The following is a 23515-nucleotide window of genomic DNA, read 5'->3' on the forward strand; positions in this document are numbered from 1 at the left end:
GGGCTCTGGCGGGGCGGGGTCAATCGGCTTGGGTGGGCTGCACGCGCCCAGGGTTAGCAGCGATCCAGCGATGCACCAGGTCAGCAAACTTGTCGCCGCGCTCTTCGTAATTTGTGAACTGGTCCCACGAGGCGCAGCCGGGGCTGAGCAGGACGGCGTGGTTCTCGCTGGCCTCCCCCACTGCTGCTCGGAACGCTTCATCAAGTGTACCATGGCGCGCGACCTTCCCGCCGGCCGTGAGTTTGCAGATGCCTGGGCCGGTCGCTCCGATGGTATGGAGCGAGCCGATGGTGCGCGATATGGCGGAGATGGGCGAGAGGTCGACGCCCTTGTCGGCCCCGCCGGCGATGAGGTGGATGTTGGTTTTTGGGATGCGATCGGCCAGGGCATCGACAGCGAGCGCCACGGCCTGGGGCGTGGTGCACTTGCTGTCGTTGTAGAACGAGACGCCAGCATGAGTAGCGACGAGTTGGAGGCGGTGCGGGAGGCCGGGGAAGTTTGTGATAGCGCGAATCATCGCTTCGCGGTCGTGCGGGATGCCGAGGCGTTCGAGTGTGGCGGTGGCGGCAGCAAGGGCCGTGGCGGCGTTGGCTTGGTTGTGCGAGCCGGGCAGCGCGAGGCGGGGCAGGTCATCGGTCGGGCGCACGCGGGTGGCGGTGGTGAGGTCGGGCCAGAGGTCGGTCAGGAGCAGGTCGCCCGGTTGCTGGTGGGCGGCGATGTGGCGTTTGCTCTGCTCGTAATGCTCGATGGTCTCGTGCCAGTCGAGGTGGTTGGGGGCGAGGTTGGTGACGACGGCGGTGCCCGGGGACCAGTTCGCTTGGCCGAGCCAGTGGAGCATGAAGCTGGAGAGTTCGAGGACGATGAAGTCGTTCGGCTGGATGTCGGCTTCGAGGAGCGAGCCGCCGATGTTACCTCCCAGGTGCACACGCTGGTCGGCGGCTTCGTGGGCGCGAGCGAGCATGGCGCTGGTCGTGCTCTTGCCGGCGGTGCCGGTGACGCCGATGATGCGGGTGCGATCGGGGAGGCGTTCGATGGCCAAGCCGATCTCGGTGGTGATAGGCACGCCGGCGTTCTGGGCTGCGTTGAGGTAGGCGTTGGTCCAGGGCTTCGCGACCGCGGGGCTGGCGACGACGAGGTCGGGGCTGGTGAAGTCGGCCTCGACGTGCTCGCCCACGCGGGTCTCGATGCCTTCGGGGAGTTCGGCTAACGGGCCGGCGAGCGTGTCAGCATCGGCCAGGTCGGTTACAAAAACTTTCGCGCCTTGGGTGTGCAACCACTTCGCCACGCCTAGCCCACCGCCAAAACGGCCAAGGCCCATGACGGTAATGCGCTGGCCGGTGAGGTCTCGCACTTAGCCGACCGCGACGGCTTCTTTGGCGGTTTCAACTTGCGCTCGGCAGTCGCCCATCACCAGGTCGAGCAGGCGCTGGGCGTGGGGGCCGGGCGTGCCGGTGCCCACGGGCTTGCCGTCGACGCTCAGGGCGCTGGTGACGATGCTGGTGGTGCCCACGAGCATGACCTCGTCGGCCCGCAGCAGCTCGTCGACGCCCACGGGGCGTTCGATGATGCCGGGATCGAGGGCGAGGCAGCGGGCCCGGGTGGCGCCCTCGAGGATGGAGGCGCTGTCGAGCGAGGGGGTGGCGAGTTTGCCGTCGACCGAGATGATGATATTGCTGGCGCAGGCCTCGGTCAGCAGGCCGTCCTTGTGCATGGCGACCTCCTGGGCGCCCTGGGCCTGGGCGTCGTAGGCGGCCAGCACGTTGCCCAGCAGGCTGATGCTCTTGAGGTGGCCGCGGTCCCAGCGGCGGTCTTGGACCAGCGCGAGGGTGGTCGTGGGCGGGTGGCGGTAGTGCGACATCTCGGGCTGGGGCGTGGCGAAGGCGAAGACGGTGGGCTCGCCCTGCTTGGCCATCGTTCGGGCTCGCACGGGCTCGCCGGGCGGCGGGCAGCCGCGGGTGACCTGGACGTACATGAAGGCGTCGGTGATGTCGTTGCGGCGGCAGAGGTCGAGGCAAATCTCGGGGAGGTGGCGGGCGTCCCAGTGCACCCGGCCCTCGGCCAGGCCGCCGGCCATGCGGCTGACGTGGCGGTCGGGGCAGATGACGGTGCTGTCGAAGACGCGGACGCCCTCGTAGACGCCGTCGCCGAAAAGGAAGCCGCGGTCGAAGACGCCGATGTGGGCTTCGTGGGCGGGGAGGAACTTGCCGTTGAGGTAGACGATCACGGGAGAGAGTATCGACGTTTCGGGGAAAGGCGAATCAGAGAACGTCAGGGGGATTGCCCGGCGCTACCAGATGCTGACCGGGTCGACGTCGACGGCCACGTGGGCATCGCTGACCAGGCCGTGCTCGGCGCGGATCTTGAGCAGGCCGTCGCGCAGGATGCCGGCGCTGGCGGCGTAGACCTCGAGGCCGACGCGGTACTCATCGTGGGCGCGTTCGAGGGGGGCGGGGGCGGGGCCTTCGACCCTGGCCTTGTCGCCGAAGGCGTCGTGCAGGCGCTGGGCGATGGCGTGGGCGCGGGCCTCGGCCTTGTCGTAGTGGCGGTCTCTCGCCACGATCCAGGCGGCGCGGGTGAAGGGGGGCAGGTGGGCGTGCTGCCTGACCTCGAGTTCGTCCTTGGCGAAGCGTTCGTAGTCGTGGGCTGCGGCGGCCTGGATGCTGGGCAGGTCGGGGCTGAGGGTCTGCACGATGACGCGGCCGGGCTTGGTGCCCCGGCCCGCGCGGCCGGCGACCTGGCTGACGAGCTGGAAGGTGCGCTCCTGGCAGCGCCAGTCGGCGATGCCCAGAGCAGTATCGGCGTCGACGACGCCGACCAATCTAATGTTTGGGAAGTCGAGGCCCTTGGCGATCATCTGGGTGCCCAATAAAACCTTGATCGACCCGTCGGCGATGCGGGTGAGCACGCCCTGGTAGTCGGCGGCGCGGTTCATGGTGTCGCCGTCCATGCGGGCGATCTCGGACTCGCGCAGGCCGATCATGTCAACCAATTCGTCTTCGAGGCGCTGCGTGCCGCGGCCGAGGAGGATGGTCTTCTTGGCGCACACCGGGCAACTCTTGGGCATCATCTGCTCGGCCAGGCAGTGGTGGCAGCGGACGAGCCCGCGGCGGCTCATGACGCCCTTGCGGTGGAAGACCATGGCGGCCGAGCAGGAGTCGCAGTTGAGCGTCCAGCCGCACATGGCGTCGGGGCAAGCGACGACGCGGGCGAAGCCGCGGCGGTTGAGGAGCATGACGGCCTGGCCGCCATCGTCGAGAGTCTGCCTGAGCGCGATTTCTAAAGTTGGGCCCAGCAACTCCATACGGTGGCCACGCTGCCTGCTCGCTTTACGCTCCTCGGCGAGATCGACGACCTCGACCATGGGCAGGCCGGCCGAGCCGGGGGCGCGTGTTGGCATGCGCCAGAGTGTCGAGCGGTTGAGCTGCGCGTTGCGCCAGCTCTCCAAGCTCGGGGTTGCCGAACCGAGGAGCACGGGGCAGCCCTCGATCTGGGCCCGCTTGATGGCGGCGTCGCGGCCGTGGTATCGCGGGGCCTGGTCCTGCTTGTAGTCGCTGGCGTGTTCTTCGTCGACGACAATGAGACCAACATTGGTGAGCGGTGCGAAGAGGGCGGATCGTGGGCCGACGACAACGCGGGCGAGGCCACGCGAGACGGCGTCCCAGGCGCGGTGGCGCTGGCCGGCGCTGAGGCCCGAGTGCAAGACCGCCACGCCGCGCTCGCCGAGTTGCGGCGCGAACCGTGCGATGAAGCGCGACGAGAGCTGGGGTGTGAGCGCGATCTCGGGGACGAGGACGATGCCGGATTTACCCGACGCCAGCACGCGGTCGAGCAGTTGCAGGTAGACCTCGGTCTTGCCGGAGCCGGTGACGCCGAAGAGGAGGTGGGTGGAGAACCCTTCCAATGGCACCCCGTCGATCACGGCTTCTTGTTCTTGTGTTGGTGTGGGCGCGGGGGTGGTATCGAGGGCCAGGGGCGTGGCGTCTTGCGTGCGCGCGACGACGTCGGTGAGGGTGATTTCTTCGAGCAGGCCCAGGGTCACGAGGCGGCGGATGGGGCTGGCGTTCTTGAGTCCGAGGCGGTGAACGAGGTCGCGTTCTTCGAGGGGCCAGGCGTCGGCGGGGATCTCGCCCAAGCCTACGAACGCCTTCTTGGTCGTGGGTGGGAGCTTCAATGAGCCCCCGGCGCGAGCGGGGGGAATGGCCGTCGGATCTCCCCCCTCGTCCTTCGGACGTTGGTGTCCCCTCGCTTGCGCGAGGGGCTCGTTGGGGGTGGGCTCGGATGGCCGCAGCGCCACACGCTCTTTCCGCCCCACCGCCTTCTTGACGGCCGCGGGCAGCATGGCGGCCAGGGTCATGCCCAGGGGGCAGGCGTAGTACTCGGCGATCCATCGTCCCAGTTCGAGCACGCCCTCGGGCAGCCTCGCGTCGCTCACCGCGAGCAGGCGGCGAACCTTGCTGGGGTCGAAGCCATCGAGCAGTTCGGCCCCGCCCACGCCGACGATGACGCCGCGGGTGGGCGTGCCACCCTTGCCGCCTCTGCCTAAGGGAGCCATGCACGCGCGGCCGACGAGCGCGTTGGCGGCTTCCTCGCTCTCGGCGGGCGGGGCGTAGGTCAGGGTCTTGCCGTCGATGGAACGCTCGAGGGCGACGGCGAGGAAGGGGCCGGCGGGGGTTGGGCGGTCGTCCTTGAAGAGGCCGGGTGCGGTCACCCGAGAGGGTATGGGCCGTCCCCCTAGGACTCGCACCCCGCGTCGAACGCGTCCTGGAACGCCAGGAAATCGAACAGCGTCAGCTCGCCGTCGCCATCGAAGTCGGCCTGGGGGTCGCCGTCCTGGAAGAGGTTGAAGAAGGCCAAAAAATCGAAGACCGTCAGCACGCCGTCCCCATCGAGGTCGGCCGGGCAGCCTCGCACACTCCGCCCGTACACCACGTAGGTCGAGCCTGCCCAGGAGCTCCCGCGCGGGCTCGCCCACGGTGCTCCGACGATCAGGTCGGCCATGCCATCTCCGTTGATGTCGCCCGCCGACGCGATGGACGTGCCGGCCTCATCGCGCTCCGACTCGCCATCGAGCCGCAAGCCGATCCGGCCATCGAGGCTCGCGAGCCCGATCGTTGCGGGGAATACGTCTCCGGCGGGTCCGTTGCGTCCGAACAGCACGAAGCCGGCACCGGGGGGTCTCGGGTCTCCCTCCCACGGGCCGGGCGCGCCGATGGCCAGGTCATCGATGCCGTCGCCGTTGAGGTCGCCCGCCAAGGCGACCGAGGTGCCGCTGCGATCGAACGCGTCGGCGCCGTCGATGCGGAATCCGTCCAAGCCATCGAGGGACGCGAGTTCGAGGTCGAGCGGGAACGCGTGGCCTGCTCTGCTGTCGCGGCCGAAGACCACGAAGCTCGCGCCCGCCGTGGCCAGGCCTCCGGCATCGGTGCTATACGCGCCGATGATCACGTCGTCGATGCCGTCGGCATTGACATCGCCAGCCCCGGCAACGGAATACCCGCTGCTCGTGCGGTAGTCGGCGTCGTTGAGGCGGAAGCCGTTGATGCCATCGAGGTCGGCCACGCTGAGCACGCTCGTGAATGCATGGCTCGCATCCTGGCCAAAGACCACGAACGTTGACCTGCTGTTGGATGCACCGATGATGACGTCGCCGACACCATCGGCGTTGAGGTCGCCAGCCGACGAAACGGCGAAGCCGGTGAAAGACAGCTCGGACACGCCGTTGATGCGGAACCCGTTGGAGCCGTCCAGCGACTCCAGGCCGAAGGCCGCGGGGAACGCGCCGGCGGTCTTGGTATCGCGGCCAAAGACGATGTAGGCCGACCCCGCGTCGGTAAAGCCGCCGATGTTCGTGAATGGCGCGCCAATGACCATGTCATCGATGCCGTCGCCGTTCACGTCGCCCGCCGCGGCGACGCTTCGGCCGACCGAGTCTGTAGGGCTTTCTCCGTCCATGCGAAAGCCATCGGTGCCGTCCAGCGATGCCAGATCGAGCCGTGCGGGGAACGCGGCCCCGGTCGCGAATTCCCTGCCAAAGACGACATAGCTCGAGCCAGAATCAAAGACGGCACGGAGATCCTCTCGCGGGGCGCCGATGATCAGGTCGTCGATGCCATCGCCGTTCACGTCGCCCGCCGACGCGACCGAGCGACCCGTCCACGCGGTCTCGGACACGCCATCGAGGCGGAAGCCGTCGACGCCGTCCAGCGATTCGAGTGGGAGACGCGCGGGGAATGGAGCGCCAGCCGTGCCGTCACGACCGAACACCACGAAGGCCGATCCGGGGAGATAGCTCGACCAGCCCCCGTAGGCACCGATCACGAAGTCATCGAACCCGTCACCGTTGAGGTCGCCCGCCGAGGCGACCGAAGAGCCGCTTAGGCGGAGCTCATCGACGCCGTCCAACCGGAAGCCGAGCGCGCCGTCGAGCGCGCCGAGTTCGAGAACAGATGGAAAGGGTTCGGACAATGGCCCCTGGGCGACCGCGAAGCCGGCCAAACCTGAAGTCATCACAATCGCGCCCACGCGTTGGGTGGTTGCTCTTCGCATGCTATGCCCTTCTGGAGCGCGGCTTGCTTCACCGGCTCTCTTCGTCCGCGAATTTCGACACTCTGCATTGATCTTGTGCAGACAAATCGGTCACGATCGGAGCGAACTCGGTCAGGGTCTTGTCATCGATGGAGCGCTCGAGGGCGACGGCGAGGAAAGGGCCCGGGGGTGATTCTTCGCTAAACAGTTCTTTGCTCACATCGGGCAATGCACAGCCGGAGCGAGGCTCACCGGCACCCATCCTCGAACGCCCCCTGGAAGCACAGGAAGTCGAAGATATCGATCGAACCGTCGCCGGTGCAGTCGGCGGCGGGTTCGCCGGCCATGAAGGCGCTCTGGAAGCAGAGGAAGTCGAGGATGTCGAGGGTGCCCGAGCGGTCGCAGTCGGCGATGCACACCGACTCGCAGGCGTCGGGGATGGCGTTGGCGTTGCGGTCGAGCGGGCCGGGCATGAAGTCGAAGCCCTTGGGGTGGTCGAGCTTCGAGTCTCCGCCCTGGACGTAGGCGAAGGTGAGCTTGCCGCTGACGCCGTCGTATTGGAAGATGTGGGGGCGGGTCAGGTGCAGGCCGGCGGTGTGCGGGCCGAGTTCGCCGGCGGGCGGGGGTGCCGTGCGGGCGTGCAGGTTGGCGCTGCTGACGTAGACGTTGCCGTCGGGGCCGAGGCGCAGGCCCCAGGGGTGGCGCAGCTTGAAGTTGAGATCCCCTTCGTTCCACTGGCCGATCAGGGTACCAGTGTCGGCGTGGAACTCGTAGATGCCCCCGTGGATCCAGTATTCACATGCCACCAGACAGCGCACGCCCTGGCCCGCCGGTCGCGGCAGGAACAGGATGCCCCGCGGCTCGCGGATCGTGCGCGGGTCCGGATCGGGCTCGATCGTGATGAACACGCGAACGAACGCGCCCGAGTCGCGATCGAACTCGAGCACGCGGGCATCGTCGGTTGTGACAAAGAGGTTGCCTTCGGGCTTGAACGCCATGGCCCGGGGGCCGACCAAGCCGCCCGCACCCGCCTCGATGAACACGCCTCGGAACGCCCCGGTGTCAAGGTCGTACCTCAGCACGGCATCACCGCCCTGGTCGGCCACCAGCAGCGAGCCATCGGGGGCGAACGCCATGGCCGAGGGCGCGACGAGGCCGCCCGAACCGGGTCGCACGAGGTGGCGGACGTACACGCCCTCGCGGTCGAGCTCGACCACGCTGGCGTTGCCCGCGTCGGCTACGAGCACGCGGCGGTCGGTGGTGATGAGCACGTCGGTGGGATCGACCAGGACGTTCTCGCCCGCCTCGGCGCGGAGCACGCCGCTGCGGTAGTGGTACTCCTTGACCATGCCATCGCCCGAGGACACGGCCCAGAGGCTGTGGGCATGGTCGAGGGCGTCGATGTCCATGATGCCGTCGCCGTCGCAATCCTGGGTGGCGTCGAGCACGCCGTCGCGGTCGATGTCGAGGCTCATGTCGCGGAAGATGTCGGTCCAGTCGGGCACGCCGTTGCCGTCGCGGTCGGCCTGGCACTCGTCGGGGATGCCGTCGCCGTTCTCGTCGTTGCCATTGGCGATGTCCAGGTCGTCGGGGATGCCGTTGGCATTGCAATCGGGCTCGCACTCATCAGGGATGCCGTTGAGGTTGAGGTCGCTGCTGCTTCCGGCGGCGATGTCTTCGGTGTCGAGGATGCCATTCGCATTGCAGTCTTCGCATTCGTCTGGAATGCCGTTGGCGTTGGCGTCCTGGCTTGTGCCCATCATGATGTCGAGGGTGTCGTCGAGGTAGTTCTGGTTGCAATCGAATACGAGTCGGCGCGGGCTGCAGTCGTTGATCTCTTGACGCATGCGCGTGTGGTAGTGCAGGTCGGTGAGGGCGGCACGCCCGCTGAACGTCTGGGCGCAGTAGCTCTGGATGGTGCCCCGCTGGGGTCGCGAATCGGCGATATCGCACCGATCGACTCCGCGGTCGTGGGTGTGTGGTGCGCCGAGGTTGTGGCCGATTTCGTGAGCGGCGATGCGGATGTCCTGGTTGAAGATACCGGGGCTGGTTGGGCTTGACATCTGGCCCGTGGCGTACGCAACCCAGGAATCCGAACCACAGATTCGTGCTCGTCCGCCTGCGCTCGCATCTTTCCGTCCACTCATCAGTTGGGCGACATCTCGATCGATCTCGCGGGGGATAGCACCGGGGAATGTCGCACCGGTGGGCTCGTACGGATCGCTCGCGCGCGTGATGAATAGGCGCAGGAAGATGAGGTCGAGTCGCACGTTCACGTCTCGTATCGTGAGATCGCTGGTGGTGGCGTAGAGCTGGGCGAGATAGGTGAGTGCGGCGCGCTCGTCGTTGAAGAGCTCGTAGAACGCGAAGTCGCTGTCGACCGCCAGCCGCGCCATGCGCAGGCCGCCGGCCGGTGCGGGCGTGTAGGGGCCGACGGGCGCGATGCTGTCGTGCGTACCGGTGGCGGTGCCACACAGGGTCGGGGCGATCTGCGGGCCGAAGGTGCCCGCCGCCTCGAACACGACGATCTGGCCTTCGCCCAGCGCGACGCCGCCATTACGCGGGTCCCCGCCGTTGGATGAGACCACGTACGTGGGTTGGCTCGCTCCCATTTCGATTCGGCCGATGGTCGAGCCGTCCGCAACGCTCAGGAAGACGTGCGAACCGGGGCGGCCCTCGACAGATCCGCGCCAGAAGGTGATGGAAGCGGGATCAAAGTCGGCCGGGCGCTGGCCGGCCTCATCGACGACGACGATGCGAGCGCCGGGGGCAAACACGCGGAAGGGCTCGAGGTTGAGGTCGGCCGTGGCTCCGTCGGGCAGTGGGAAGCGTGCGAAGCGCACCGCTTCTCGCCTGGCAAGCGGCGCCGCATCGATGCTGGTGACGGCCACGCCCGAAGCCTGCGTCGACTGGCGGGCGAATTCGACCGTTGTTTGGTCGGCCGCCACGCCGGTACTGGCGAACATGAACGACGCGACGGCGGCGCAGAGGGAGGTATGGAGCTTCATGGTATTCACTCTCGCTGGGGTGGCGGCTGGCATTTACGGGCATCCATCCATGAACGCGGCCTGGAAGCACAGGAAATCGAACACGTCGAACGAGCCGTCGCCCGTGCAGTCGGCGATGGGCTCGCGGGCATCGAAGGAGGTCTGGAAGCACAAGAAGTCGAAGATGCCCAGCTCGCCGTCGCCATCGCAGTCTGCGGTGCACAGCGACTCGCATTCGTCGGGCACGCCGTTGCGGTTGCGGTCATCGCTGCGGCCGTCGGCGATGTCGCAGGCGTCTGGGATGCGGTTGAGGTTGCAGTCGTGGGCGTCGCCGGGGACGAAGTCGAAGCCGGTGGGCGTGGTCGTGGCGGCGTCGACTCCGGCGACCAGGGCCAGGAAGATCGAGCCCGACGTGGCGTCGAAGCCGAGGATGGCCGGCGGGAAGAGCAGCGGAGAGGAACCCGCCGAGGCGCGGTGGATGCTGGCGTAGACCACGCCGTCGGGGCCCAGGCGCAGGGCCCAGGGGTCGGCCAGCCGACCCCGCCACGTACCGACGCTGAACTGGCCAACATATGCGCCGGTGTCGGCGTCGAACTCCATGATGGCGTCGGTTTCCATGTCGGCGACGAGGAATCGCCAGGTGCCCGCTTCGAGGCCGGGGACGAACAGGATGCCGCGGCTCTGGGCGATGCCGCCATCGCCAGGCTGCACGAACTGGCGGACGTGCGCGCCGGTCACGCCGTCATACTCGACCACGCCGCTATTGTCGGTTCCGACGAATAGGTTGCCGCTGGGGCCGAAGATCAATGAGTACGGCTCGATCAGACCGCCCGCTCCAGATCCAACGAGATCACCCAACGAAGATCCGGTCGCGAGGTCGTAGCGGCGCACCGCATTGGCGTCGCGATCGGCGACGAGCAACTCGCCATCTATCCCAATCGCCATGGCAGTGGGATAGATGAGCCCGCCGGTGCCGGTCGTGACAAGATCGCGCACGAAGGCACCGTCGAGGTCAAACTCAACGATCCGCGCGTCGGCACCGCTGGCGACGAGCACGCGGCGATCGGGCGTGACCAGCACGTCCATCGGCTCGCTGAGCAGGCCGTCGGCGGAGGTCGAGCGGAGCACGCCGGTCTGGAAGTGGTGGCCGTTGACGGTGTTGCGGTCCAGATCGGCGGTCCAGGTGTTGTGGGCGTGGTCCATCGCGATGACGTCGGACACGCCGTCGCCGTCGCAGTCCTGGCAGGCGTCGAGGATTGCGTCGCGGTCGAGGTCGAGCGACATGTCGTTGACGATGTCGACCCAATCGAAGACGCCGTTGCCGTCGCAGTCGGCCTGGCACTCGTCGGGGATGGCGTCGCCGTTGGCGTCCTGGCTGACGCCGTCGGCGATGTCCTGGTCGTCGGGCACGCCGTTGGCGTTGCAGTCGGGCTCGCACTCGTCGGGGATGCCGTTCTCATTGAGATCGAGGCTCGTGCCGCTGGCGATGTCGGCGTCGTCGAGCACGCCGTTGCCGTTGCAATCTTCGCACTCGTCGGGGATGCCGTTTCCGTTGGTGTCCGTGCTGCGGCCGCTGGCGATGTCAAGGGCGTCGGCGATGTGGTTCTGGTTGCAGTCGAAGTGGAGTCGACGCGAAACACAGTCGCGGATGCGATCCCGCAGGCCTGCGTGGAAGTGCATATCCCGCAGCGCGGCGCCGCCGCTGAAGGTCGTACTGCAGTAGCTCATGATCGTGCCGCGTCGGGGCTGGGACGACGCGGTTGCGCACTCGTCGATGCCGTACTGGTGGGTGTGCCCGGTGCCCAGGCTGTGGCCGAGCTCGTGCAGCACGACGCCGATGTCGTGGTTGAAGACGGTAGGGATCGAGGTGTCGGAGAGTCGGCCGATGCCATACCCCACCCACGAGGCAGTCGCGCAGATGCCCGCGGCCTGCCCACCGTACGGCGCATCCTTGCGCCCGGACATGAGCTGGGACACGTCGTACACCACGCCCGGTGGGATCTGCGGGTAGCCCACACCCCGCTCATAGGGATGATCGCGAGTCGTCCATACACGAAGAAACACGAGGTCGAGCCGGACGCCGGTGTCGCGGATGAAGACGTCGCTCGCGGCGGCGTACATCTGGGCGAGGAAGGTCAGGGCCGCGCGCTCGTGCTCGAACAACTGGTACATCGCGTAGTCGGCATCGACCGCCAGTTTGGCCATCCGCAGACCGCGCACCATGGGGCCGTAGGTCGGGCCGAGCACCGAGCCCGGCCCATCGCCCCCGGGCGGGGGGTCGAGGTTCGCGGGCCCGACGGGCACGATGCCGACGCCGCAGGGAGACGGCGCGAGATCGGCGGCCATACCGACTTTTTGCCGGTATACCACAATCTCCGCCGGATCGCCCCCGCTCGAACTGATGGCGTACGTCGGCCGGCTCGCACCCAACTCGACCCGACCGACCGTCGAGCCCTCCGCAACCGACAGGAACACATGCGAGCCCGGATAGCCCGAGACCGTGCCCCGCCAGAACGCGATGGACGATGGATCGAAATCGGCCGGCCGCTCGCCGGCCCCGTCGGCGACCACCACCCGGGCATCGGGCGCGAACACGCCGAAGGGCTCAAGGACGAGGTCGACCTGGGTTCCATCGGGCAGGGGGAATCGCTCGAGGATCGCCGACTCGCCGGCCAGGGCGTCACGGTCTAGGGTGAGCACCACACCGGGTGTTGCCGGCGACCACCGACCGTCCTGTGCCCGGGCGTGCCCGACCAGCACCAGAACGCACACGCACGCCGCGATCGCGGCCGCCAGCCGATGCACCATCTGGAACCTCCCCTACCGGGCCAGCGCGGCCCCTGGCCATCAATATACCACAAGACCCGCCAACGGTGGCACCGATTTTGGTCCCATCCGGCGAGATTCAGTTGTCTGGGTCGTCGTCGCCCACCCGCTGGGCGGTCTTGTCCAGCCGGTTGGCCAGCAGCACGATCAGGACGAGCACGGCGATGGTGAGCGCGACGGACACGAGCCCGAGCCCGGCGGCCGCCCCCGCGGCGGCGATGGCCCACAGGCCAGCAGCGGTGGTCAGCCCCTTGACCTGGCCTTTGGACTGGATGATGGCCCCCGCCCCGAGAAAACCCACGCCGCCGACGATGGCCGAGATGATGCGCGTCGCGTGGCCCGCGCTCGACTCGGCGTGGATGAGCATGTACTCGAACAGCTCGGTGCTCATGAGCGCGAAGCCGGCGGCCCCCAGCGAGACCATCGCGTAGGTGCGCAGGCCGGCGAAGTGGCCCTTGCTCTCCCGCTCGAAGCCGGCGACGCCGCCGAAGACGACGGCCAGGACGAGGCGGAGCGGGCCGTGGTACCACTCATCGGGGGATTGCATGGCGGTGCCGAAGAGGGTTTCGAGCATGCCCAGAGGCTAGCGCGATCCGAACAATCGGCCCTCTCGGCATCGATTCTCGGGATTCCAGTGTACGCGGACGTTCCACGTCTTTATGCGGACGTTTCACGTCCTGTATTTGGACGTTGCGGCGTTCGATCGTCCCCCACGAGCCGTCAGGCACCGGGCAGCATCCGAATCGATTCGCCGGCAGAATTTTTCGCACGCGGTACATGGTCCATGTACCGCCGCGGATGGAGCATCGAAGGCCGCGCGCGGGCCATGCGCGGCGTCGCATGGATCGTTCGTGGCGTCCGATGGACCATGCGAGGCCGCGCGTGGGTTGCGCGCGGCCTCGCATGGATCGCGTGCGACCGCGCGCGGCCCATCGCGGGCCCGCTTGGGGACGCACCACGCTGGCGAGAGTCCCCGGCGGTCGCCGCCAAGGCGGCCCAACGTGCGGAGAAAACCTTGTGCCACCCGAGAAATTCCGGTACACTGGCCAACAAGGGCCGCCGGCAATCGGCTGGTTCGCCCCTGCGAAGGAGAGACCCATGACCTGCACAAGCACCCACACCATCACACCCCGCCCCCGCACGCCCCTGGCCTTGCTGGCCGGTGCCGGGATCTGCCTGGCCTTCTCGGCCGCCCACGCCCAGGCGACTATTGAGTGGGCCATGCCCGTGGATGGCGAATTTGGCGTGGCGGGCAACTGGCTGCCCATGATGGTGCCCGGGGCGGTGGATACTGCGGTGCTAGGCGGTGCCGGGCCGTATCTGGTAACCTTGGGGGCACCGACGCTCGTTGACACGGTCCTGCTGTCGAACCCCGAGGCGTCGCTGCTCGTCCGGCCCGGCGCGGCGCTGACCGTTGGGGGGCTCACGGGCACCGGGGCGTTGCTCATCAGCGACGGCACGAGCACCAGCGCCGCGGAGCTTCTGGTCGAGGACCGCGCGACCATCGACGCTGACATCCGCTTGGACGGGACGAGGTCGGACCGAGCCCGGATCGTCGGGCTTGGCACGTCGCACACACTCGGCCCGAATGCGGTGATCACGGCCCCTGACGGGTCCAGCGGCTCCATCACCGGGCCATGGACCAGCGAGGCGACGATCATCAAGGACGGGCCGGGAACCTTCAACCTCAGCGGTTTGAACGTCATCGGCGGCACGCTGCGCAGCAGCGGCGGCGGGCAACTGGTCCTCTTCAACGCCAAGGTGACCGACGCAACAATCGAGGTCGGGCCGGACTACCGGTTGTTGACGAACCAGGACACGATCGTCTCGGATTCCACCATCGTGGGCGACTTCACCATCCGCAGCGGGCAAGACATCACCTTCGGCGACGGCGTGGTGGTGCAGGAGGGCCTCTTCATCAACGAGCCCGACGCAGCCGGCGTTGCCCGGCTCTTCGTCCAGGAGGGAGTGACGCTTAATGAACCGATCCGGCTGGAGGGCTCGCGGGGCGGCCAGCTCATCGGGCTCGGCGATGTGCACTTCCTCGGGCCCGACGCGGTCATCACGGGCACGACCGGGGCCATCGTCGGGCCGTGGACCAGCGAGGCGACGATCCTTAACGACGGGCCGGGGGGTTTCACGCTCTCGGGCCTGAACGTCGTGGGCGGCACGCTGCGCAGCAGCGGCGGCGGGCGGCTGGACATCGCCGGCGCGACGATCACCAATGCGACCATCGAGGCCGGGCCGGGCAGCATCTTTCGAACCACCGTGACCACCAACATCTCGAACTCCACCATCGTGGGCGACTACACGATCCTGAGCGGGGGCCGCCTCACGTTCGGCCGCGGCGTGGTGCTCCAGGGCGACCTGACCATCAACGCGCCCGGGGTTGCCGCCCAGACGCAGCTCTACGTGGAGAACCGCGTGACGCTCAACACCCCGATCCGGCTGGCGGGCAGCGAGGGCGAGCTCTTCGGCCTCGGCAGCCAGCACACGCTGGGGCCCGACGTTGTCCTCACGGGCTCGAGCGGCAAGCTGACCGGGCCGTGGACCAGCGAAGGGACGATTTCCATGGGCGACGCGACCAGCCCCGTTGGCCTCCTGGAGTTCGGCGGGCCGGTCCTAAACATGACCCCGAGCTCGCGCACTGTGATCGACGTGGCGGGCACGGCCGACGACCAGTTCGACCGCTTCGAGGGTGTTGGTTTTCCCGGGGACCCGGTCACCGCCGTGATCACGCTGGACGGCAGCCTCCAGGTCGGCTTCGTCCACGACTACGCGCCCGACGGGCGCGACCGGTTCGAGATCGTCCGCGCGGCGGCCGTCGATGGCACGTTCGCCAGCACCAACATCGAGCCGGTTGGCTCCATCGGCCCGGCCCACGTGGTCTACACCGGCGACTCGGTCATCGTCGTCATCTGCGCCGCCGACCGCGACGGCGACGGGGAGCTGACCATCTTCGACTTCCTGGCCTTCCAGAACCTGTTCGACGCGGGCGACCCGCGGGCGGACCTGGACGAGGACGGGCAGCTCACGATTTTTGATTTTTTGGTGTTCCAGAACCGCTTCAGTGCGGGCTGCGGCTGAGCCTGGCGCTCTACCCTATCGGCAGCACGCCGAACCCAGGGAGGGCACCCGCCCCATGCCCACGACCCCGACCCAGACCGCTCCTGACCCCAAGCCGAACGACACCCCTATGCCCCGGGCCCGCCTGGCCCTGGCCGACGGGGCGCTCTTCGTCGGCGGCGGCTTCGGCGACACGGGCGCGAGCGTCACCACCGGGGAGATCGTGTTCAACACGGCCATGGCGGGGTACCAGGAGTCGCTGACCGACCCGAGCTATCGCGGGCAGATATTGGTGCAGACCTTCCCGCTCATCGGCAACACCGGGGCCAACGGCTACGACATGGAGAGCCCGCGCATCCAGGCGGCGGGGCTGGTGATCCGTGAGTTGGCTCGGCTCCACAGCAACTACCGCGCGACCAAGACGCTGAGCGAGTTCCTCGACGAGCACGGCGTCCTCGGCATCGCGGGCATCGACACGCGGGCCCTGACGCGGCGCATCCGCTCGGGCGGTGCGATGGGCGCGGCGATGACGGCCGACGACACGATCGGCGACGCCGAACTCGTCAAGATGGCGCGGGGTGTCGGCTCGATGGCCGGGCAGAACCTGGCCGCCGATGTAAGCCCGCGTGCCACGACGCGCGTCGAGCCGGGGCATCGGCTGTGGCGTCTTGCTCCGGCCGAGACGAGTGGCAAGACGTACAAGGTCGTCGCGCTCGACTGTGGCGCGAAGCGTGCGATCTACGACCAGTTGTTGGAGCGGGGGTGCGAGGTCGTAGCCGTGCCCTTCGACACGCCGGCCGCCGCGTTGCTGGAAATCCTCGATGACGAGAATGCCGACGGGTTGTTCATCAGCAACGGGCCGGGCGATCCGGCGGCCGTCAGGGCGACGATCGAAACGCTGCGCGCGATACTCAAGCAGCGTGCGGCGCTGCCGACCTTCGGCATCTGCCTGGGCAACCAGTTGCTGGCGCTCGCGGTCGGCGCAAAGACGTACAAGCTCAAGTTCGGGCATCGGGGTGCCAACCAGCCCGTGTTCCACTCGGCAACGGGCCACGTGGAGATCACCAGCCAGAACCACGGCTTCGCGGTGGATGCCGAATCGCTGGCGGCGGTCGGCGGCGAGGTGACGCACACGCACCTGAACGACAGCACGGTCGCGGGCTTCCGATTGAAGGATCGACCGGTGTTCGCCGTGCAGCACCACCCCGAGGCGAGCCCTGGGCCGCACGAGAGTGATTACTTGTTTGATGCGTTCATTGCGGCCATGGACACTCGCTGAGTTCGCGAACACGGCGAAACATGACAACTTCTTCATCTTACGGCCTTTCGGCCTGCGGTTGATCGCCGCGAGCACTTGCCGTAGTGTCTCTTGCACTCGGTTATTGTGCGCCGTTTCAACGGCCTGGAGAGAGTTGCACACCATCGTGTGATCGTTTCGTCACTGCGCCCGCACCGCTGGGTGCGGATCGAAGGAGGAACACATGACAGCATCTACCACTCGATCGGGCGTAATCAGCGTGTCCGATCTCGACGAAGCGATCAGCACACTCGAATTTGCCCTGCCCGTGGCCGAGGACGCGATGACCCAGGACGAAGAATGGGCGGTCGTGCGTGTCGACAAGGAGTGGCGCCGCGTGCGCCTGCACGATTACGACGAGGTCTTCGTGGTTCCAGGCCTGTACGAGAAGTGGGTATACCACGCCCTCAAGTGCGCGTCGCCGAGCAAGGTCGTAGACCTACTGAGCCGTGCGATGGAAGAAGCCGGCGAAGACCCTACCGACCTGAGGGTGCTGGATCTTGGCGCGGGCAACGGTTACGTGGGTGAAGAACTTGCGAAGATCGGCGTGGATCATCTCGTGGGTGCCGACATCTGCCCCCAGGCCGCCGAGGCGACCGAGCGTGACCGTCCGGGGCTGTATCGCGACTACGCGGTGGGCGACATCACCGACCCGCCAGTGGAAGCGAAGGCGGTGCTCGACGCGCACGATTTCAACGCGCTGGTGTGCGTCGCGGCGCTCGGCTTCGGCGACATCCCCACCGAGGTGTTCATGGCGGCGTTCGACCGCGTGAGCACGGGCGGCTGGGTCGCGTTTAACATCAAGAGCGACTTCCTGGACAACGCCGACTCGAGCGGATTTGCTCGGATGATTCGCGAGATGATCGAGAGCGGGAAGATCGAATTGGCGGCGCGTGACCGCTACGTCCACCGCCTTGCGCCCGATGGCGGCAAGCTGATGTACGAGGCGATCATCGGTCGCAAGCGGTAGGCGTCACTGCGGATCGGATGCCGGCTCGGTGTTCGGTTCGGTACCTGGCTCTTGCTCATCCGCTCCGGGCTCGGGCTCGGGCGATTCGATGGGCTCTCCACCCTCAAGATACCGCTGGAACGCGTCGGCGATGTCGACATCGAGCCCAGCACGGCGGGCCTCTTCGAGGCGCTGCTCGTGGGTGCGATTGGGCAGTTCTTCCTGCGTGAGGACGATGGCGGCGAGCCACGACGAGGCGGTGCGCTGGATGCCGGCGTATCGCTGCACCTCGCGCTGGACCTTGCGCCAGGACGCCAGCGAATCGATGGTGTCGCGGCCGATGGGCTCGAAGGCCATCTCCGGGTCGCCCGTGTACGCACGAGAAATGAGCGCGATGCCGAGTTCGGTCCGGCCGTCGAGCAGCATCGCGACACCCAGCAAACGCTCGGCCTGGCGATCACCCTCGTTGACCAGCACGTGCTCGGTCAGGAACTCGATGGCCTGGTCGGCGTTGCCCGCGCTGAGGGCCCTCGCACCCAACTCTCGCGCGCTCACGCGGTCGGCTTCGTTGAGTTCGACGGGCTCCTGTGGATCCACCTCGTTGGTGCTGACGCCGGTGCGATCGATGACGATGACCGTGGGGCTCTGGACGACCTGCCGGCGCGTGGGCGCGTCGTACGGGTCGTAGCCGCGGTAGCGGTAGTAGCTGCCATTGTGGATGAAGTAGGGCGAGCGATTGACAAACACGATGTTTCGGCGGCCGAAGTGGTGGTCATCGTGAAATACGCCGCCGAGGTGGAGGCGGCCGTACACGTCACCAACGCTGCCCCCGATGGAGATGCCCCCGCCATGGTGGAAGATGCGGCCGTGCGAGCGGTGGAAGCCGCGCGGGGCGATGTTCGAGGGGCCGGCGAAGTCGGGCGTGTCTTGGCGGACGTTTCGGTTGGCCTGGCTCTCGGCGATCATGCGCAGGGCGTTCTGGCCCGCGTCGCGGCGGGGGCTCTTAGCCCGCACACCCTGCTGGGCCAGGGATTGGGAGGCGGCGCCGGCGACGAGGAGGACGGCGAGTGTGGTTGTGACGGCACGCATTGGGTTGGCCTTCCTTCGAGGGAGCCGGGTGCGAAACGGATCGGTCAGAGTCCCGTACCGGCCGACCTAGCCTTCGGCTGCATCGAAACCGGCTGGAAGTGTGAACTCCCGCGTGGGGGTTTTCCTTCCTGAGAGCGTATCAGGATCGTGAGGAACGCAGAACGATGGCACCGTACACGCACCGGATCGTTCTGATGTCAGTTCTCGGAGCCTGCCTGCTGCTGGCCGCCTGCGGCGTCGGGCCCGACCGGGTCTCGATCGAGAGCATCAGGCCTACGGGCGACCAGACCGGCGGGCGGCTCTCGCACCGCCCCACCATCGTGGCCTACCGCAGCGAGGGGCGATCGCACGCGGAGATATTGGCGACCGACCTGCCCATCGAAGCACTCGACCCGGCCCTCGGCTTCGATGGGCTCAGCGGGCAGATCACGCGCGTGCGGCTGTTTGCCGTACCCATCGCCGGCAAGTCGTCGCTGTCGAGCGCAGCGGCCAATACCGTGATCCAGCACGCGGTCATCAACGACGGGGTGCTGGTGGTCTACAGCGGCTCGGGGCTGCTGCGCCCGAGCGACCGGCCCGGTGCCGACACCCTGGCGGGCACGCTCGACCGCGGCACCGTTCGCATGACGCGCGCCAGTGGTGGCGTGCTCGACCCGATCGGCACGGCGCGCGTTGACCTGGCACTCACCGCGCCGCTCGACGCGCCGCTGGCGGCGCTGATCGCCGCCCGGCTCGACCAGATCATTGAGAAAACCGCGCCCGTGCGATCCGAGGGGGATCAGACGGACGCGGCCGGTTCTGAGAGCGTTGGTGAGCCTGGGCCTTAGCATCCGCTGGCGAAGAAGCCCTGGAACTCGAGGAAGTCGAAAATCGTGAGCGATCCGTCACCGTCGAGATCGGCCGCGGCATCGCCCGTGCTGAACAGGTTCTGGAACTCGAGGAAATCGAAGACGTTCAGCACTCCAAAGGGCTCGGCCAGATCGGCGGGTGAGCAGCCGGCAGATCCGGTGCTGTACACGTCTGGGCGGTAGTTCTCGATCGTGCACCGCATGCGTCGGGCCTGGATGGGCGTGAACTTGTTCATGCACCGGTCGTCGGAGTAGTCCATGTAGTTGTCGAACGGTGCGGGCAGACCGCAGCTCGAACGTGAGCCCGGACACCCAAACGTGGGGCTGCTCTCGCCATTTGTATCGCAGATCAGGTCGCCCGTGGTGTTGCAACTGCTGGTCGATCCGCAGCCACCGCTGAACGTGTGCAAGAGGCCTAAATAATGCCCAACTTCGTGCGTCGCGGTGCGCCCCAGGTCGAATGGGCGGAGTGGCGAGCTCCTGCCAAAAGCCGAGTGCAGCACGACCACGCGGTCGGCATCGTCGCCCACGATGCCACCCTGCGGCAGGTCGGGCACATAGCCCAGCGCGCCCGAGGCGCTGTTGGTGTAGATATTGAGGTATCGGTTGGTGTCCCAGGCGAGCGTCTGCCAATAGCGGCCGCTGTCGTTGTACCAGGTGTTGTTGGTGCTGTTGGTGATGCCGTCGGTGGGGTTGCCGTCGGGATCTTCGGTGGCCAGGTAGAACTCGATGCCCGTGTCGGTGCCCGGCGCGCCGAGCGTGCCGGCGATGGCGCGGAAGTCCTCGTTGAGGATGTCGATCTGCGAGCGGACGCGGGCATCGGGTATGAATCCGGTGCCGTCGGTGCGCTGGATGACGTGGACGACCACAGGGATGCGGTACACACCCTGGCTGGGGTCGTAGGCCTCGTCGGGGTTGGTCCGCGTGAACGAACAATCGCTCGGCACGTCGATACCGGGCAACAGCCACGGATCGGGCGTCAGGCAGCGGGTGTGCTCCTGCTGGAAGTACTGCCCGAAAGCCACGGGGTCAGCGGGCTGGGCTTCCTGAGCAAGAGACGTGGACGAGAAAACAGCAGCGACGCAGGCAGCGCCGGCGAAAGCACAACGGCTCGGCATGGTGGACCTCCCCAGTCCGCTTCAACCAGCCGGGGCGGACAGGCCCGGGCATCGGAATGGGGGTGTATACGCGGAACACGGGCGGCTGTTTCCGGCATTCATCGCCGATCAGGCCCGAGAACGGGATATCAAGTGTGAGGACCCCGCGGTGCTCAACCGCCGGCGGCGTCGTTGATGGCCTTTCGCGAAGCCTCGGCCTGCTCGACGATGTCTTCTGGAGGGAACGCGAAGGGAGAATTAGCAAAGTGGTCGCCCGGATTTCTGGGAAGTCCAAGCGGCGGTCCGATCATCGGAACGCGCCGCCGAACGCCGCCGAACGCCCTGAACTCGAAGGGCTTGTCCGTCGGGGCATGGAGCAGCATGGTGGCGTTGCTGCCGCGGAGATCTCGCAGGCGGGTCTTGGGGTTGCCGAGGTAGACGTAGGAGCAGTGATCGCGGATCCACTGGGCGTCAGGGATCTGTGTGACGCTGGCCTCGTTCTCATCGGCCCGGATAAGGAACACACGCGCGGGCTCGCGCTCGTGGATGCCCCAGAGGCCATCGATGTATGGCATGACCTCGCCCAGGTCCGGCGGCAGGAACCCCTGGTTGGCGCGCGCGTAGGCGGCGATGGCCTTGCTCAGAATGCGCAGGTCGTGCATCGCGTCGTTAAGCGGTGGCAGCGGATCCCCATCGCGAATGGTCTCGAACAGGTCGCGGGCCTCATGCACTCGCACCTCGAGTAGTTCGCTCTCGGCCGTGTCCGCTCGGCCATCCGCCGTCGCGAACGCCAGACGGCGAACGTGCTGTCGCTTGCGGCGATCGGGCGCTTCCACCCAAGCATCGGCCCTGGCATGGAGCATCACCGTGAAGATGGGGTTCGGCACCCGCCAGAGGTTGGTACCAAGCGCGTCGCTGCGCCACATGCTGCGGGCGTTAATCCACTGGTCGCGTTCGGCTCGGCCTTCTGGAGTGTCCTCGAACTCAGGGAGGAAGGTGTTGCCGCGTGCCTTGGGCGAGAGGTACACGCGCAGGCGGTCCTTGTCGGCCTTGCCTTCGCGACGCGGGTTGTCGGGCAGGAACTCGAATGTCGCGGCCCAGTCTTTCGGAGCGATACCGTCGTGTTGCGCGGCATGGGCGATCATGGCTTGGGCAAGGAGGCCGGCGTCCTGCTCGAGCTGGCGGTACATGGGCATGGGCCCGCCATCGCGCAAAGCGGCGAACGTCTGCTTCGCGTCGTCGATCAGCCACTGCGCTTCCATGAGCGAGACCATCTCGACGTGGCCGTCGAGGAAGGCGACCGGCACCACCGCGCCATCGGGGTTCTCGGGGTGTGGCTGGACGGCAAAGGCGTGGTCGAGCGAGCGGTGGGCGATGGCGATGTCGCCCCAGTCGGGCACCTCGCCGGCGGAGATGCCCTCGACACCGAGGTAGCCATAGGGGACGCCGTCGTGGAGCCAGGTGGTGCCGTCGTCGCCCGGTGCGCCGGTGGCGGGCAGGTACTTGCCATCGGCCAACGCCTGGATGCTGGCGGGCATGGTGCTGTTGGCGTCGGTATAGACGATGACGGCCATGGCGAGGTGGCGGGCCTGGATCATGGCCGCCATCTCGGGCGCGGGCGGCGGCGAGTCGTCCTGGGCGAGAACGGAGGTCGGCACGAACAGGAAGGCCGAGAGGACGAGGGCGAGCCGGGTGAGGATCATGGCGTGTGCCTCCACGAGTGTGGGTCTCATGTCTTTATGGTGCCCGGGTGGCCTCGGGTTGCAGGGGCAACGCGCGGAAGCCCAGATTCGAGCCGACGACGCGCTCAAAGCCGCCGCTGGGGCTATTGAGGAGTTGGCTCGCGCCGTCGGGATCACGCAGGACCATGGTGGTGGAGCCGCCGCCGTCGACGTTGAGGGCGTCCGACGCGCCAACATGGTGCATGATGGCGGCGGCCTCGGCCAGGCTCGCGCCCATGCTGAAGGCGGGCTGGCGGCCGTCGATGGTGACGAGGTAGAGCGTGTTCTGGTCGCCGCTCACGCCCACGAGCGTGCGCGGGTGGTGATTCGTCGCAAACGCATCGCTGCCAGCGTGCGTTTCTCCGCCGATGAGGATCGCGTGGCCAGCGATCGCGTGTGAGACGCCCAGGAGCCAGTCGATGCTATCGGTGTTCACATCAGGAGCGTCCAGGTGCAAACGCGCATTCAGGCTGTGTTCGTCCCCAACGAAGTCGGAACCGAAGACCATCACATCACGCTGGCTCTGATCAGCATTGGGGCTGACCAGGCGTTCTTGGGCGATCGACAGCCCAATCAGGTCCTTGGCCTCGCCCGGGAGCCGGTTGCAACACGGGTCGAAGAAGTGGGTGTTGATCGCGACGCTGAGCTCATTCTCTTCGAGGAAGGCGCGGGTGGTCTGGCCGTCGGTCTCGAGGGGCTTGTCGCCGTTGCCGGGAGTGGCGAAGAGCTCGAGGCCATCGGCGCTGGTGTCGATCCGCAGCATCTGAACCACCAAGGCCCGGGGCGTGTCGGTGGCCAGTTCGGCGTGCTCGATGCCCTGGAAGATTGGCCGCCAGCGGGGTTCGCTGGTGAAGAAGGGTTGGGCGGATGCGGCTTGGCCTTGCTCGGACTGTGCCGGGGTCTCGGCGGTGTTCGTCGGCGTCGTACACGCCGTGAGTTGCAAGGCGACAAGGACAGCAAACAGGGCTTGGGTGGGCGTGGGTGCTCGCTTTGGCATGACCAGAATGTACCGCCGTAGGGGTGATCCGTCGCGTGGGGGCTTCCCGGTGTTCGTTCGGTGTTTGGGCGCGCTATCGTCCCGGCTCAGCCTTTGGATACCCGCGATCACCA

At 67.4% G+C, this 23515-nt stretch carries 15 protein-coding genes; 4 read left to right on the plus strand and 11 right to left on the minus strand.

Annotated features, from left to right (window positions below; genetic code table 11):
- Positions 1–19: 19 nt before the first annotated feature.
- The 7 genes from NCW75_11245 to NCW75_11275 all read right to left on the minus strand — a co-directional run bounded on the left by NCW75_11245 (position 20) and on the right by NCW75_11275 (position 12912).
- The gene (locus NCW75_11245) at positions 20–1351 is read right to left on the minus strand and encodes a UDP-N-acetylmuramoyl-L-alanine--D-glutamate ligase (GenBank protein UYV11870.1); all 1332 of its coding nucleotides are present in this window, start codon (positions 1349–1351) and stop codon (positions 20–22) included.
- Positions 1352–2224 carry an aminotransferase class IV gene (locus NCW75_11250; protein UYV11871.1) on the minus strand — a complete coding sequence of 291 codons (873 nt, stop codon included), beginning with the start codon at positions 2222–2224 and terminating at the stop codon, positions 1352–1354.
- A gap of 63 nt (positions 2225–2287) precedes the next feature.
- Entirely contained in the window at positions 2288–4708 is a 2421-nt protein-coding gene (gene priA / locus NCW75_11255) for a primosomal protein N' (protein ID UYV11872.1), read from the minus strand.
- 23 nt (positions 4709–4731) lie between these two features.
- Positions 4732–6546, minus strand: a complete 1815-nt coding sequence (locus tag NCW75_11260) for an integrin alpha (protein ID UYV11873.1) — start codon at positions 6544–6546, stop codon at positions 4732–4734.
- A gap of 227 nt (positions 6547–6773) precedes the next feature.
- Positions 6774–9533, minus strand: a complete 2760-nt coding sequence (locus tag NCW75_11265; GenBank protein UYV11874.1) for a M12 family metallo-peptidase — start codon at positions 9531–9533, stop codon at positions 6774–6776.
- A gap of 33 nt (positions 9534–9566) precedes the next feature.
- Entirely contained in the window at positions 9567–12320 is a 2754-nt protein-coding gene (locus NCW75_11270; GenBank protein UYV11875.1) for a M12 family metallo-peptidase, read from the minus strand.
- Positions 12321–12417: 97 nt separating this feature from the next.
- Positions 12418–12912 (minus strand): MgtC/SapB family protein, encoded by a 495-nt coding sequence (locus NCW75_11275; GenBank protein UYV11876.1) that lies wholly within the window; start codon positions 12910–12912, stop codon positions 12418–12420.
- A gap of 524 nt (positions 12913–13436) precedes the next feature.
- Here NCW75_11275 and NCW75_11280 point away from each other — a divergent pair.
- The 3 genes from NCW75_11280 (at position 13437) to NCW75_11290 (ending at position 17671) form a co-directional block, all read left to right on the plus strand.
- On the plus strand, positions 13437–15425 hold the full coding sequence (locus tag NCW75_11280) for a hypothetical protein (protein ID UYV11877.1): 1989 nt from the start codon (positions 13437–13439) through the stop codon (positions 15423–15425).
- Between the two features lie 55 nt (positions 15426–15480).
- Complete coding sequence (carA, locus tag NCW75_11285; protein UYV11878.1) at positions 15481–16683, plus strand: glutamine-hydrolyzing carbamoyl-phosphate synthase small subunit; 1203 nt, start codon at positions 15481–15483, stop codon at positions 16681–16683.
- A gap of 202 nt (positions 16684–16885) precedes the next feature.
- Positions 16886–17671: a class I SAM-dependent methyltransferase gene (locus NCW75_11290; GenBank protein UYV11879.1), complete on the plus strand. Its 786-nt coding sequence runs from the start codon at positions 16886–16888 to the stop codon at positions 17669–17671.
- 3 nt (positions 17672–17674) lie between these two features.
- On the opposite strand, the gene NCW75_11295 is transcribed toward NCW75_11290, so the two are convergent.
- Positions 17675–18739 carry a hypothetical protein gene (locus tag NCW75_11295; protein UYV11880.1) on the minus strand — a complete coding sequence of 355 codons (1065 nt, stop codon included), beginning with the start codon at positions 18737–18739 and terminating at the stop codon, positions 17675–17677.
- A gap of 194 nt (positions 18740–18933) precedes the next feature.
- Between NCW75_11295 and NCW75_11300 the strand changes: the two genes are divergently transcribed.
- Positions 18934–19566 (plus strand): hypothetical protein, encoded by a 633-nt coding sequence (locus NCW75_11300; GenBank protein ID UYV11881.1) that lies wholly within the window; start codon positions 18934–18936, stop codon positions 19564–19566.
- On the opposite strand, the gene NCW75_11305 is transcribed toward NCW75_11300, so the two are convergent.
- The 3 genes from NCW75_11305 to NCW75_11315 all read right to left on the minus strand — a co-directional run bounded on the left by NCW75_11305 (position 19563) and on the right by NCW75_11315 (position 23402).
- Positions 19563–20705, minus strand: a complete 1143-nt coding sequence (locus NCW75_11305) for a zinc metalloprotease (protein ID UYV11882.1) — start codon at positions 20703–20705, stop codon at positions 19563–19565. The genes NCW75_11300 and NCW75_11305 overlap by 4 nt on opposite strands.
- 152 nt (positions 20706–20857) lie before the next feature.
- Positions 20858–22417: a hypothetical protein gene (locus NCW75_11310; protein UYV11883.1), complete on the minus strand. Its 1560-nt coding sequence runs from the start codon at positions 22415–22417 to the stop codon at positions 20858–20860.
- A gap of 4 nt (positions 22418–22421) precedes the next feature.
- On the minus strand, positions 22422–23402 hold the full coding sequence (locus NCW75_11315) for a phosphodiester glycosidase family protein (GenBank protein ID UYV11884.1): 981 nt from the start codon (positions 23400–23402) through the stop codon (positions 22422–22424).
- Between the last annotated feature and the right edge of the window lie 113 nt (positions 23403–23515).

Source organism: Phycisphaera sp. (genome assembly GCA_025916675.1).
Classification (GTDB): Bacteria; Planctomycetota; Phycisphaerae; order Phycisphaerales; family UBA1924; genus JAHCJI01.